The organism is Frankia sp. CcI156 (genome assembly GCF_001983015.1).
In the GTDB taxonomy this organism is placed as follows: domain Bacteria; phylum Actinomycetota; class Actinomycetes; order Frankiales; family Frankiaceae; genus Frankia; species Frankia casuarinae.
The window spans coordinates 19,287-32,545 of the sequence record NZ_MOMD01000015.1 but is presented as its reverse complement, the minus strand read 5'-3'; the positions used below and the strand labels follow the sequence as shown (position 1 = coordinate 32,545).

Here is a 13,259-nt window from a genome sequence, read left to right as displayed (position 1 = left end):
ACTACCGCTTGGTGAACACCACGGCGACGCCGTCGGTATTGYCGATCCCCGCGGCCCCGATACTCCCGTTGACGCCGTGCCCGTTGAACTGGATGGCTCTGGCGACCCCCGGAATCCCCACATCCGTTGTGATCTTGTAGCCGGCGCCAGGCAGGGTCTGCCGGTAGAAGGTGGCCACCCGGTCGCTGGACACCCCGCCCAGTGTCACCGTCGACGTCTTCCCGGTGGTCGTACCGACCTTCACGGTGGCCCCGGGCGGCACCGGGAAATCGGGGGGGACATTCGTGCCACGCAGGGCATCCGCGCCGCTGACGGCGTCGATCCTTCCCACCCCCGGCAGCGAGGTCGGCAGCGCGGTGGGCAGCCCGCTCGGCAGCGCGGTGGGCAGCGACGTCGGCAGGGTCGGTGTGCTGACGGAGGGCGGCACGCTGATGTCGTCGGACCCCCCGCAACCGGCGGTCAGCGCGACCATTCCCGCGAGGACCAGCCCCGGAAGCAGCGTCATGGTTCGGCCGGACCGGATCCCTCGGCGTGGTTCGTCGAGGGTGAGGTTCTCCCGCACGGCTGGTCCTCCCGCTCGGTCCGACCGGCGGAACGGGGGTCCCGCGGGCGGACGGTAGATCATCACTGTGGATCTGTCCAGGTGTCTGATTCCCGGATCTTTCGGATCCATGCCGTCGACCTTAGTCGCGGACGGTGCACGCCGCGTGGCGGTGTCGGCTCGGCGTCATTGCCCGCGTGGGATGGCCCGCGTGAGTGGGGGTGGCCCGCGTGGGGATGCGTCGGCGCGTCGCCACCCGGGGGAGCACACCTGAGCTTCACGTTGGGTCGGGGGCCGGGGTCGCGCGTCGGGGCGGTCGAGCGGCGCGCCGGTACCAACAATTACCTTCCGTAGTCACAAGAGGGGGATGGGCCGCATGGGGGTGACGATTACACGGGGTGTTGGTGCCACTGCTTCCAGCTTCCGCCGTTCCGCGGCCGACGGTGGATCCCCTCGTAGGCGGAGCTCCCTTCCTTGCTGCCGGAATTCCGATTCGGTCCGTTCTGTTACCTTTTTTATCACTGTAAGTGAGTATGCTGGTGCGATACGAGTTTCGGTGTGTCCCGTCTCAGTGGGTCGTGATCGGCGCCCGATGCCTGTACGTTCCTTAAGCGTGGCGGTCACCAACAACGCGGTGATCGGTGTGGCCCTGGGCTACATCGAGGCAAATCCGGACGAAGTGGACCTCATGCGGTCCTTGGTCGTGCTGGCTCTGCACGGGCCATCCATCACAGCCCGTAGCACGATGCCGGCCCATGTCACGTGCCGAGCCGCGATCGTGTCCCCGGACTGGCGGGTGCTGGAGATCCTGGAGCCGTCCACCGCGGTCTGGCGGATGCCCGGCGGTCATGTCGATGCCGACGACTCCTCGCTGCTCGGCGCCGCGCTCGGGCTCGCTGCGCGCCGGGCCGGTGTCGAGGCCGACGCGGTGATCCCGGGCGGGATCCTCCCGTTCGACGTGGAGGTCAGAATCGTCGACGCCGCGCCGATCCTCGGCGAACCCGAGCACGTGCACTACGACATGACCTATCTCTTCCACGTCGAGGACCGCAGCCTCGCGGTGCGGGAGAGCGCCACGACGCAGGTTCGGTGGGTGGCGCCCGAGCGGATTTCCGGCCAGCTGGGCGCGAAGCTGACCAGGGCGTCCCAGCAGGCCGGGCTGGTGCGCTGACCGGACCCGTGCGGGCCTGATCCGCTGGGGTGCCGGGCAACCCCGGGCCAGCAGGACGGGTCAGCAGGACGGGTCGGGGAGCCAGGTCTCGGCCCAGAGGGAGAGAGCCGCGACCGTGTCCGCGAGGTCCGCTCCCTTCGCGGTCAGGTGGTACTCGGTCCGCGCGGGCGTGTCCGGGACGACGGTGCGTCTGACCATCCCTTCGGCTTCGAGTTCCCTCAGCCGTACGGAACAGAGCCGGTCGGACAGGTTGGGCACCGCCGTCGTGATCTCGGAGAACCGGGTTGCGCCGGCCAGCATCGCGCGTACGATGGCCCCGGTCCAGCGCCGCCCGATGGTCTCGACGGCATGGTGGTAGCGCGGGCAGAACGAGGACAGCTCCACCCTGATCAGCCTATGCTTGCCCGCCATTAGCCGGCCCGATCCGGTGATAGCGGCTTACCTTTCGTCAGCTCATGACGTCGTGGGGCGAGGAGCCCGGTTCGCGGCCGCCCCCGGCCCGATGCGCCGTCTGGTGCTCCGGTCAGCCGCTGAAGCGGGCAACCGCGCGCATCTTGTTCATTGCGTCCAGGGCCGCGACCTTGTAGGACTCGGCGAGCGTCGGATAGTTGAAGACGCTGTCGACAAGGTAGTCGATGGTGCCACCGCAGCCCATCACGGTCTGTCCGATGTGGACGAGTTCGGTGGCTCCCGTACCGAAGACGTGCACCCCGAGAAGGCGCCGGTCGTCCGGGCTGACCAGTAGCTTCAGCATCCCGTACGAGTCACCGAGGATGGCTCCGCGGGCCAGCTCCCGGTACCGGGCGATGCCCACCTCGAACKGGATGGCCTGCTCGGTCAGTTCGTCCTCGGTGCTGCCAACATAGGAGATCTCCGGGATCGTGTAGATCCCGATCGGCATCAGCTCGGCCCGCATGGCGTTGACGTCCTCGCCGCAGGCGGCGTACGCCRCAAGGCGTCCCTGTTCCATCGACGTCGCCGCGAGAGCGGGGAATCCGATCACGTCGCCGACCGCGTAGATGTGATCGACCTCTGTGCGGAAGTCCGAGCCGACCTTGATCCGGCCGCGGTTGTCCGCGGAGAGGCCGGCCGCCGGAAGATTGAGGATGTCGGTGAGCCCCTGCCGCCCGGCCGAATACATCACCGTGTCCGCCGGGAGCTTCTTCCCGCTCTCGAGCAGGGTGAGGGTACCGCCGTTGTGGCGTTCCACGGAGACGACCGACTCGCGGAAACGGAAGGTCACCGCAAGATCGCGGAGCTGATACTTCAAYGCCTCGACGATTTCGAGGTCGCAGAAGTCGAGCATCCGGTCACGGCGCTCGACGACGGTCACCTTCGTGCCGAGCGCGGCGAACATCGAGGCGTATTCGATACCGATCACACCGGCGCCGACGACGACCATCGACCGGGGCAGTTTCTCCAGGGCCAGGATCTGGTCGCTGTCGACGACGGTCCGTCCGTCGAAGTCGACCGTGTCCGGCCGCGCCGGGCGGGTTCCCGTGGCGATGATGATTCTTTCCGCCTGGATCCGGCGGTCCTCGGTGTCCTCGCCGCCCGCCCKCACGTTCACGGTGTGCGGATCGACGAAGCTGGCCAGGCCCGTCAGCAGGGTGACGTGGTTACGGCTGAGCTGGTTGCGAATCACGTCGATCTCGCGGCTGATGACATGTCTGGTCCGCGCCGAGAGGTCACCGACGGTGATGTCATCCTTTACCCGGTAGCTCGACCCATACAGCTCACGCTGTGACATGCCGGTCAGATAAAGGACCGCTTCTCGCAGCGTCTTGGACGGGATCGTGCCAGTGTTGATGCTGACACCGCCGATCATTTCCCGCTTGTCGACGATCGCGACCCGTCGGCCGAGCTTGGCCGCTGCGATCGCGGCCTTCTGCCCGCCCGGCCCGGATCCGATGACGAGGACKTCGTAGTCGAACATCGTCACATCCCCCGCAATCTATCGGTCTCCGGTGAACCCGAGGCTATCCGGCCGGACGGGTCGGATCGGCATGTTGGCCGTGCTTGTTACGTCCATTTCTTCTGGGAAATTTCTCGGGAGTCGCTTTACCTGCGGGTTATCACTTGAGGTAGGTGTCGCGAACCCGTCCGTGATGGCCGAGGCGTGCCGCCACGTCCGCCATATGTGCCGGTGTGGTTCCGRCTGAGAGCTTTTCGAGTCCAGCTGGTGGGAACCCGTCGAGGAGTCGCGACGCCAGGCCGCCGGGCCCCGCCGCCGGGCCGTCGTGCCGGGCCGTCGTGCCGGCAGGTGAAATTGGGGCACCCGCCACCCGTAACCAACCCGCCGCCGACCCGTTAAACCTCTAGCGGGGGTCGTGGAGGCTGTCTGGGGGGTCTTCCACGGCCCCCGCCGCGCCGTCGGGCGCCGCTGTCGGGTTGCGCCGTCGGGACGGAACACCTCCGTGGGTCACGGAGGTGCCCGGGAGACGCGACGGTCGGGAGCGGCCGCCCGACGAGCTTCGGCTACGGGTGGGTCATCGACAGCACGTCGAGCGCGGCGTCGAGCTGTGCCTCGGTGAGTTGGCCCGCCGCAACGTAACCGCGCTCGAGAACGACCTCGCGAATGGTCTTCTCCTCGGCGAGCGAGATCTTGGCGACCTTCGCGGCCTCCTCGTAGCCGATGTACTTGTTCAGCGGCGTCACGATGGAGGGGGAGGACTCGGCGTAGCGGCGGCAGCGTTCGACGTCGGCGACGATGCCGTCGATGCAACGGTCGGCGAACAGTCGGCTGATCGTCGACAGGATGTGGATCGACTCCAGCAGGTTACGTGCGATCACCGGCAGCATGACATTGAGCTCGAAGTTCCCGGCTGATCCGCCGAACGCGACCGCCGCGTCGTTGCCGACGACCTGGGCGACGACCTGACAGACCGCCTCGGGAAGGACCGGATTGACCTTGCCGGGCATGATCGAGGATCCGGGCTGGAGGTCGGGCAGCCGGATCTCGCCGAGCCCGGCTCGCGGGCCGGACGAGGCCCAGCGCAGGTCGTTAGCGATCTTGTAGAGCGAGAGGGCGATCACCCGCAGCACGCCGGACGCCTCGACGAGGCCGTCCCGGGAGGCCTGCGCCTCGAAGTGGTTGCGTGCCTCGGTCAGGGGAAGACCGGTGCTGGCGGACAGTTCCTCAATCACCGCGGCGGAGAAGCCGGGCGGGGTGTTGATGCCGGTCCCGACGGCTGTCCCACCGAGCGGCAGCTCTCCGATCCGGGGCAGTGCCACCTGCAGGCGCTCGACGCCGAGCCGGACCGCGGCGGCGTACCCGCCGAACTCCTGGCCGAGCGTCACGGGGGTCGCGTCCATCAGATGGGTCCGGCCGGACTTCACGACGTCGGCGAACTCGGTCTCCTTGCGACCGAGCGCGGTGGCAAGGTGCTCCAGGGCCGGGATCAGGTCCCCGACGATGCCCTGGGTGGCGGCGATGTGGATCGATGAGGGAAAGACGTCGTTCGAGGACTGCGAGGCGTTGACGTGGTCGTTCGGGTGAACCGGGCGGCCGAGGCGCTCGGAGGCGAGCGAGGCCAGCACCTCGTTGGTGTTCATGTTGGACGAGGTGCCGCTGCCGGTCTGGAAGACGTCCAAGGGGAACTGGTCGTCCCAGTCACCACGGGCCACCTCCGTGGCCGCGTCGACGATCGCCTCGGCGATGTCCGCGTCGAGCACGTCCAGCTTGGCGTTCACCGTCGCGGCAGCGGCCTTGATCCGGGCGAGCGCCGCGATGTGCGCGCGGGAGATCCGCTGGCCGGAGACGGGAAAGTTCTCCACCGCCCGCTGTGTCTGGGCCCGCCACCGGGCCGTGACCGGTACCCGGACGTCACCCATGCTGTCGTGCTCGATGCGGTATTCCTGCTCGCTCATGCGCCCGTTCTCCCGATGCTCGTCGCCCGTGCCCTGTACCGCACGTGCCCTGTACCGCATACTGGGGCCGCGTCCCGGCGAGATGCCGCCTGGACGCGGCCCCAGGGCCGACCTTAGGACATGTCGGGACCCCTGCTATAGGGGGCCGTTCGGGGTCTCCGTCACCTTGCCTTCGGCGAGGTTCCTGAGGGGAACGTCGGGGCTTCGGCGCAATGCGGGGAAGGGTGGCTCCGACGAGTCTGGTGTGAGGGGCGGTCCGGGCTCAGCCGGCGGCGCGCTCGCGGGTACGCATCTCCCGGCGAAGCTCCGGCGGCAACGCGAAGAGAAGGTGCTCGTCCGCGGACGTGACCTCCTCCACATCGGTGAAGCCCCGCTCGGCGAGCCAGGCCATCACGCCGGTGACGAGTTCCTCCGGCACCGATGCGCCACTGGTGACCCCGACGGTCTCGACACCATCGAACCAGCTCAGGTCCACCTCGGTGGAGTCGTCCACGAGGTAGGCGGCCGGGGCGCCGGCGTCGAGCGCGACCTCGACCAACCGGACCGAGTTCGAGGAGTTCCGCGAGCCGACGACGATGACCAGGTCGACCGCGCCGGCGATCTCCTTGACGGCGACCTGGCGGTTCTGCGTGGCGTAGCAGATGTCGTCGCTCGGTGGACCCTGCAGATGCGGGAAGCGCTCGCGCAGCGCGTCAACCGTCGTCATCGTCTCGTCGACGGACAGTGTGGTCTGGGAGAGGAAAGCCACCCGCTCCGGATCGCGGACCTTCACCCCGGCGGCGTCCTCGGGCCCGTCCACGAGGTGGATGCGGTCCGGAGCCTGCCCGGTGGTGCCGACGACCTCCTCGTGGCCCTCGTGGCCGATGAGGAGGATGTCGTAGTCCTCACGGGCGAACCGCCTGGCTTCAGAATGCACCTTGGTGACCAGAGGGCACGTGGCGTCGATTGTGCGGAGCTCGCGCACCGCCGCSTCTTCGTGCACCGTTGGTGCCACTCCGTGGGCTGAAAACACGACGGTGGCGCCGTGCGGCACCTCGTCGGTTTCGTCCACGAAGATCGCGCCCTTGGCCTCCAGCGTCTTCACGACATGAAGGTTGTGAACGATTTGTTTGCGTACGTAGACCGGTGAACCGTACAGCTCTAGTGCTTTCTCCACGGTCACGACGGCTCGATCGACACCAGCGCAGTAGCCGCGCGGTTTGGCAAGAAGGACCCGGCCCATGGGTGGGAGTCTACGCGGCGGCGGGCGGCCGGGAAGTCGGCTAGGCGATGCATCACCCGATGGCGACATCGTCCGGTCCGGCCGTGGGGAGGGCCGCCGACCGTTGTGGGGTGAGGCTGTGGGGTGAGGCTGTGGGGCGTGGTTGTGGGGCGTGGTTGTGGGCGAGGTTACGGTGCCCGGGTGGCACTGACATCGTCCCCGGAACAGCCGCTGCCGGTCCGCAGCGTGTCGCGCGCGCTGGGAGACTGGATCAACCGGCTGGGGCGGGTGTGGGTCGAGGGGCAGGTGACCGGGATCGTTCGCCGTCCCGGGATGGGAACGGTCTTCCTCACCCTGCGGGACCCGGTCGCCGACGTGTCCCTGCGGGTCACCTGCCCGCGCGCGGTGTGCGACGCGGTGGGGCCGGCGCTCGTCGACGGGGCCCGCGTCGTGGTGTGGGGCAAGCCGTCGTTCCACCCCGGCCGAGGCACGCTGGCCCTTGCGGTTGTTGAGATTCGCCCGCTCGGCGCCGGTGCGCTGCTGGCCCGGCTCGAACAGCTCAAGGCCACGCTGGCGGCCGAGGGGCTGTTCGCCGCGTCCCGTAAGCGGCGTCCTCCGTTCCTCCCGGCGGCCGTCGGTCTGATCACCGGGCGGGCCAGCGCGGCGGAGCGGGACGTGGTCGAGAACGCGCGCCGTCGCTGGCCGGCGGTGCGCATCGTGTTACGAGAGGTGGCCGTCCAGGGGCCTCTCGCGGTCGCCCAGGTCATCGACGCGCTGCGGGAACTCGACGCGCGCGCCGAGGTGGAAGTGATCGTCATCGCTCGTGGCGGCGGGTCGCTGGAGGATCTGCTGCCCTTCTCCGACGAGGCGCTGCTGCGGGCTGTCGTGGCCGCGTGTACCCCGGTGGTGTCGGCAATCGGACACGAGCAGGACACCCCTTTGCTCGATTTCGTCGCCGACGTCCGCGCCTCCACGCCGACGGACGCGGCGAAGAGGGTGGTGCCGGACGTCGGTGAGCAGGCGATCGCGGTCGCCCAGCTGCGGGCCCGGGCCCGGCGGGTCGTCGAGCACCGACTCGACCGGGAGGAACGTTGGCTGGCGGACACCCGGGGACGCCCCGTGCTCGCAACGCCCACGCGCGACGTGGACCGCAGAGCGGACGACGTGTCGGCGCTCCTCGCCCGTTCGCGCCRCTGCGTCCGCCACGTGATAGATGTGACCGGGAACGATCTGGCCGCCACCCGCGCCCGGATGCGCGCGCTGTCGCCGGCGGCGACCCTCGACCGCGGGTACGCCGTGGTGCAGCGCACCGTGGATGGTGCGGTTGTGCGCGGACCTGCCGAGGTTGCGGCCGGGGACGGGCTCGCCATCCGGGTGGCGGGCGGAACGCTGCGCGCGACGGTCGTGGACGGCTGAGCAGGCCCGGCGGCCCGGTCGGCTGGAGGGGCCGCTCGCTCAGGAGATCAGGAGACGTCCAGGAGATCAGGAGACGCTCAGGAGAGTGGAGTCGCCGCGGCCAGTCGAGCGCGGGCGCCGTCGAGCAGTGCCTGACAGGTCTTGGCGAGCCCCTCGCCCCGTTCCCAGAGGATCAGTGACTCCTCCAAACTCACCCCGCCGGCCTCCAGCCGGCGGACGACCTCCTCGAGTTCGGCCCGCGCGACCTCGTAGGTGACCGGTGGGGCCGGGACGCCCGGCGGGAGGACATCGGCGGAGCCCGATGTGTGACCGGTAGGGCCGTCGTTGAATGCTTCGGGCATGGCCACCTCCGTGCCGCCTCCACAACCCTCTATCTTCCACAATCCTCTATAACGATGTCCGCTCAATCCGTGACCGCGCGGTTTCGGGTCGGTCCCGACCCGGCATCCACCGTTGGGCGACCCGGCGGCTAGGAGGCGCCGGCGTGGCGATTTCCCCTCCGCCTGACCAACATGATATCCAACAAGGAACAATCATGGCTGAACCCGGCCGGTCCGGTGGAGATCCATAGTACAAGGTCACTGCATGGCGTTTCAGGCCGGTCGCGGTCCGAGACGGACCAGACCGGCCTGGCACACCGGCCGTTACCCGTAGGACATCCAGTCCGGAGGTAGCAATGCCCGCGCTACGCCCGACGCCTCGTCGCAGACCTCTCGGCGACCTCGCCCGAGAGCACGCTCCGCCTTCGGTTGCCGCCGTGGGCGCCGTGCCGAGGGGTGGGATGATCGGGACGCGGGTTGGCGGCGCCCACCTCGGATGGCGGATGCCGGCGACGGGCCCGCTGCTACGTCGGGCGGCCGGGCTGGTCATCGGCATGGCGATTCTCATCCCCGCCGCCACCGCTCTGGAGGGTGGGGGCCAGCCACCGGCCGCAACGGCCGTCGCGCCCGCACGGCCTCCCGTCATCGCGGCCGCCGTCCAGCGCTGACCGGGTTCGCGCTGACCGGGCGGCTTGCATCGACCGGGCGGCTTGCATCGACCGGGCCCGTACCGGCGGCCCGATCAGTTCGTGGCGGCGGGAACGACCGGTCGCAGTGACGCGGCGAGGGTGACCAGATCGGCCTGATTCGCCCCGCCTTTGCCGCCTCCGTCATCCACGATCACGGTGACGTCGCCGTCGGTTCGGGTGAGCGCGAGATGCCCATCGCCGTCCCGGCGCTGCTGCCAGGCGACGCCTTCCACATCGACCGTGCCGTTGGCCGGTCGGTTCCCCAGGATCCGCTGGACCGCGGTGGGAGCGTTGCTCTCGACGAAGCGGGCGAACGTCCGATGGTCGGGCCGATCGACGACGTAGCCGATCGTCGCCTCGGCGGGACCACCATCGCCACCACCGGTGGGCAGCGTCAGGCGGATGGAGGTCGGCTTCCAGGAGGAGGGCAGGCCAGCCGGCCCGAGCGGGGAGTAGGGCGCCTGGCGGGCGAACGCCGCCATCGGCTCACTCGTCGCGACGACCTTGACCGCGGGCTCGTCGCCTCCGCGGGGCATGACGAAGACGACGAAGAGCAGGACACCCGCCATGACCACGGCGAGAGAGAGCGCCATGTCTCTGATCGTTTCCTGACCGCGTCGTCGTGCCACGTCCCCATCTTCCAGGTCCGAACCCCCGAATGGGCACCCGGACCACGTCTGGGCGGCTCGCGGGGGTGGTGGTGTGTTCAGACTCTCGCCCGGCTGGAGGGCCTTATCGGGGAGTGCGGGGCGAGAAACCGGCCAGATCGGGGCCTGCCGGGCAGCCGTCACGCCCCCTCCGCGTGACGGCTGCCCGATGCTCCGTTGGACGCGCGCACCGGGTTGAAGGTTGCGTGCCTCTTCGGCGGATTCGAGATGTCGTGTCGACGACAGGCCGGATTTGCCGGACGGCCGCGGGCGCACCTTCGCGGCGGGATAGGGTCATGGAGGTATATTCGGCGTCACTCCGGGCCTAGTTCGGGCGCCGACGGGGCTCCCGAACTAGGCTCGGGGCCGTGTCTTCCACTGCTGAATCCTCCGCCTCCAGGCCTTCCGACGCCTCGTCCGTGCCCGACACGCTGGCCGTGCAAGGGCAGGCTCCGGATCGCAAMCTCGCGCTCGAACTCGTCCGGGTAACCGAGGCAGCCGCGCTCGCCGCGGCGCGCTGGGTCGGCCGTGGCGACAAGAACGGCGCGGACGGGGCCGCCGTCGACGCGATGYGTCGACTGGTCGGCACCGTCTCGATGCGCGGGGTCGTCGTGATCGGCGAGGGGGAGAAGGACGAGGCCCCCATGCTGTTCAACGGCGAGGTGGTCGGTTCGGGCGAGGGCCCCGAATGCGACGTCGCCGTGGATCCCGTGGACGGTACGACGCTGACCTCTAAGGGGATGAATAACGCCATCTCGGTCATGGCGGTCAGCGAGCGTGGCTCGATGTACGACGCGAGCGCGTGTTTCTACATGGAGAAGCTGGTCACCGGCCCGGAGGCGGCCGGGGTGGTGGATATCGCGGCCTCGGTGGAGGACAACATCCGCGCCGTGGCGAAGGCCAAGGAGATCCTCCCGCGGGACGTCACCGTGGTGGTCTTGGACCGGCCCCGGCACAGCCAACTGGTCGAGCAGATCAGGGCGGCCGGCGCCCGGGTTAAGCTGATCTCCGACGGCGACGTCGCCGGAGCGGTGATGGCTGCCTCGGCGGACACCGGCGTGGACCTGCTGCTGGGGATCGGCGGCACTCCCGAGGGGATCATCACGGCCTGCGCCGTGACCTGCCTGGGTGGAGTGATCCAGGGCCGGCTGTGGCCGCGGGACGACGCGGAGTATCGCAAGGTTGCCGACCTCGGGGGCGACCCGGCCCGGGTACTGTCCACCCGGGACCTCGTCGACAGTGWCAACGTCTTCTTCGTGGCGACCGGCATCACGGACGGCGAACTGCTCGCCGGGGTGCGGTACCGGCCGGGCGGGGCAAACACGTCCTCGCTGGTGATGYGGTCACGCTCGGGCACCATCCGCCGGGTGGACAGCCAGCATCAGCTCACCAAGCTGCAGGCGTACTCCACCGTTCCGTTCTGAGCCGCCGCTGTCCCGTTCTGAGCCGCCGCTGTCCCGGTCGCAGCTTCGATCCAAGTCGCCGGTCCGGTCGGAGTTCCGTACAGTTTCCATGCTGTTCCTGGTCCGTTCCGACTCCGATCTGGTCGGGAGGTGGTCGCATGGTGCACTACCCGCGACCGTCCGTCCCCGCGAGGGTGTTCGCGCGCCTCGACCCCCCGGGACCGCACGGCAGCGCCGCGGAGGTCCGGACGCTGGTGGGTGCGGCACGCAGGTTCCTGCGCCATCCACGGCCCCCCGTTCTGCTTGGTTGCGTGGGGGCGCTTGCCGTCCTGCGGGTGGTCCGAGGCCCGTGGCGGATCCGGGACACCGGCGTCGCGGTGRCCGCCGTGGCGGCGCAGCCCTTCGTCGAGTGGAGTGTGCACCGGATACTGCTCCACGCCCGGCCGGGCGGTCGGCTGGGATCGATCGGTTACCAACTTGCCGGATACGGGCACGAGCAGCATCATCGCGATCCGACCAACCTCGACACGATGTTCCTGCGCCCCCGCGAGGTGATCAGCGGAACCGTCGCCGTCGCGGCGCCTGCGTTGCTCGGGCCGCCATGGGCGGCGACCGGCGCGCTCTGCCTCGGGATGGGTGCGCTCGTCTACGACTGGACGCATTTCCTCATCCATACCCGGGTCCCCCCGCGCACGGCCTACTACCGGCGGCTGTGGCGAGGGCATCGTCTGCACCACTACCGCAACGAGCGGTACTGGCTCGGGGTGACCAGTCCGCTCGGTGATCTGGCCCTGCGCACCGATCCGCCGCGGGACGCCGTGGCACTCTCGCCGACCGCCCGCGGGYGGGGTACCACCGCAGCCAGCCGTCCTGCCGCCACCCCGTCTGCTCAGTTTGTTCGGACTGCTCAGTTTGTTCGGACTGCTCAGTGCTCCGGCAGGGCCGGTGATGGCCAGCTGAGGTCGGGGGATGCGAGGCCGCCCGGGTCCCCGGTGCCGGTCACCGGGCCAGGATCGGGCTGACCGAGCCTGGGGGTGAAAAGACCAGGCGGGCGGGCCGCGCGCCGAAGCCGATGGGTGTGGGTCCGTGGCACCGTGGGAGGCGGCGCGGGCCGCCCGACGCCTTCCAACCACGCGCGAAGCCGGCTGTCGGGTGTGTTCGCCTCGACGGTCAACCGGGCGAGGGCGAAGCGGTCGTCGGCGGGATGCGAGAGGACGTCGCGTACCGCGCAGGCCGAACTGTAGCCGGCCGAGATCACAAGCTGGCGTACGGACAGGTCGTATCCGCCGAGKGGGTAGGCGAACGTGCGAGGTTCGTCCCCGGTCGCCACGGCCAGCCGGCGACGCGACAGCGTCAGTTCGGCGATCACGTCGGTCCGCGCCAGTTCGTCCAGCCGCCGTCCGGTGTGACCGGACCCGCCGATTTCTATCCCGAGACCCCGTATTCGATGCAGGTCGGTCCGGTTGAAATAGCCCGGATCACCGACCCGTGAACTGGTCACGAATACCGTCGCCGTCAGACCCGTCTCGGCCAGTCGGCGGAGAGCCTTCAAGGTTTCCACGCCGCCGTCGTCGAAGGTGATGATGACCGGGTTGGCCGGCGCGGTGGCCGCGCGCAGGGACGCGGCATATTTCGACACGGTGAGCGCCTGCCGGCCGGAGGCGGCGATGAGGGCGCAGTGCCGCATGAAGGTCGTGAAGGGGATTAGCCGACGTCGCGGGCCGCGTGGCGGCTGCGTGTCGAGAGACCGGTAGCGCAACATCGGGATCATCGGCGTTCGTCCCGCTGAGCAGGGACTGGCGGTCACCGGGGCCCGACCGGCTCACCAACGGACGGGACGTGCTCGCCGGAGAAAGCGTGAGACGTGCACGACAAGCGGGCCTCCCTACGTCCGCCGCCTCCGGGGATGCGGCACCCGATATGCCAGTGGAAGTGCACCTGAACGGTGGGTGCGTGATGCGGCATGGAATCTAGCACGAGCTGTGGCAATAGGTTCCGTCG

Annotated in this window: 13 protein-coding genes; 5 read left to right on the top strand and 8 right to left on the bottom strand. The window is 69.4% G+C overall.

The features are described from left to right. Position 1: 1 nt before the first annotated feature. Positions 2-505 carry a hypothetical protein gene (locus tag CcI156_RS07235; RefSeq protein WP_254847305.1) on the bottom strand — a complete coding sequence of 168 codons (504 nt, stop codon included), beginning with the start codon at positions 503-505 and terminating at the stop codon, positions 2-4. 628 nt (positions 506-1,133) lie between these two features. Here CcI156_RS07235 and CcI156_RS07230 point away from each other — a divergent pair. After that, a complete protein-coding gene (locus CcI156_RS07230; RefSeq protein ID WP_011438259.1) occupies positions 1,134-1,712 on the top strand; it encodes an NUDIX hydrolase in 579 nt (192 codons plus the stop codon). A gap of 60 nt (positions 1,713-1,772) precedes the next feature. Here CcI156_RS07230 and CcI156_RS07225 read toward each other — a convergent pair whose 3' ends face one another. The 4 genes from CcI156_RS07225 to CcI156_RS07210 all read right to left on the bottom strand — a co-directional run bounded on the left by CcI156_RS07225 (position 1,773) and on the right by CcI156_RS07210 (position 6,804). Beyond that, positions 1,773-2,096: a helix-turn-helix domain-containing protein gene (locus CcI156_RS07225; RefSeq protein WP_236701422.1), complete on the bottom strand. Its 324-nt coding sequence runs from the start codon at positions 2,094-2,096 to the stop codon at positions 1,773-1,775. 139 nt (positions 2,097-2,235) lie between these two features. After that, the gene (gene sthA / locus CcI156_RS07220; RefSeq protein WP_076805056.1) at positions 2,236-3,648 is read right to left on the bottom strand and encodes a Si-specific NAD(P)(+) transhydrogenase; all 1,413 of its coding nucleotides are present in this window, start codon (positions 3,646-3,648) and stop codon (positions 2,236-2,238) included. A gap of 542 nt (positions 3,649-4,190) precedes the next feature. Further along, on the bottom strand, positions 4,191-5,582 hold the full coding sequence (locus CcI156_RS07215) for a class II fumarate hydratase (protein ID WP_011438256.1): 1,392 nt from the start codon (positions 5,580-5,582) through the stop codon (positions 4,191-4,193). Between the two features lie 262 nt (positions 5,583-5,844). Then, positions 5,845-6,804 carry a 4-hydroxy-3-methylbut-2-enyl diphosphate reductase gene (locus CcI156_RS07210; protein ID WP_076804925.1) on the bottom strand — a complete coding sequence of 320 codons (960 nt, stop codon included), beginning with the start codon at positions 6,802-6,804 and terminating at the stop codon, positions 5,845-5,847. Positions 6,805-6,984: 180 nt separating this feature from the next. Between CcI156_RS07210 and xseA the strand changes: the two genes are divergently transcribed. Further along, positions 6,985-8,199: an exodeoxyribonuclease VII large subunit gene (gene xseA / locus CcI156_RS07205; RefSeq protein WP_076804922.1), complete on the top strand. Its 1,215-nt coding sequence runs from the start codon at positions 6,985-6,987 to the stop codon at positions 8,197-8,199. A gap of 77 nt (positions 8,200-8,276) precedes the next feature. Here xseA and CcI156_RS07200 read toward each other — a convergent pair whose 3' ends face one another. Further along, a complete protein-coding gene (locus CcI156_RS07200) occupies positions 8,277-8,546 on the bottom strand; it encodes an exodeoxyribonuclease VII small subunit (RefSeq protein ID WP_011438253.1) in 270 nt (89 codons plus the stop codon). Positions 8,547-8,980: 434 nt separating this feature from the next. Here CcI156_RS07200 and CcI156_RS07195 point away from each other — a divergent pair, with 434 nt between their 5' ends. After that, positions 8,981-9,187: a hypothetical protein gene (locus CcI156_RS07195; protein ID WP_049760991.1), complete on the top strand. Its 207-nt coding sequence runs from the start codon at positions 8,981-8,983 to the stop codon at positions 9,185-9,187. Between the two features lie 74 nt (positions 9,188-9,261). On the opposite strand, the gene CcI156_RS07190 is transcribed toward CcI156_RS07195, so the two are convergent. After that, a complete protein-coding gene (locus tag CcI156_RS07190; protein WP_076804920.1) occupies positions 9,262-9,837 on the bottom strand; it encodes a DUF4245 domain-containing protein in 576 nt (191 codons plus the stop codon). 437 nt (positions 9,838-10,274) lie between these two features. Between CcI156_RS07190 and glpX the strand changes: the two genes are divergently transcribed. Then, the gene (glpX, locus tag CcI156_RS07185) at positions 10,275-11,279 is read left to right on the top strand and encodes a class II fructose-bisphosphatase (protein WP_217697677.1); all 1,005 of its coding nucleotides are present in this window, start codon (positions 10,275-10,277) and stop codon (positions 11,277-11,279) included. Between the two features lie 137 nt (positions 11,280-11,416). Further along, the gene (locus CcI156_RS07180; RefSeq protein WP_076804918.1) at positions 11,417-12,280 is read left to right on the top strand and encodes a sterol desaturase family protein; all 864 of its coding nucleotides are present in this window, start codon (positions 11,417-11,419) and stop codon (positions 12,278-12,280) included. On the opposite strand, the gene CcI156_RS07175 is transcribed toward CcI156_RS07180, so the two are convergent. Further along, on the bottom strand, positions 12,184-13,029 hold the full coding sequence (locus CcI156_RS07175; protein ID WP_011438248.1) for a polysaccharide deacetylase family protein: 846 nt from the start codon (positions 13,027-13,029) through the stop codon (positions 12,184-12,186). The two genes, CcI156_RS07180 and CcI156_RS07175, sit on opposite strands and share 97 nt — an antisense overlap. Positions 13,030-13,259: the final 230 nt, after the last annotated feature.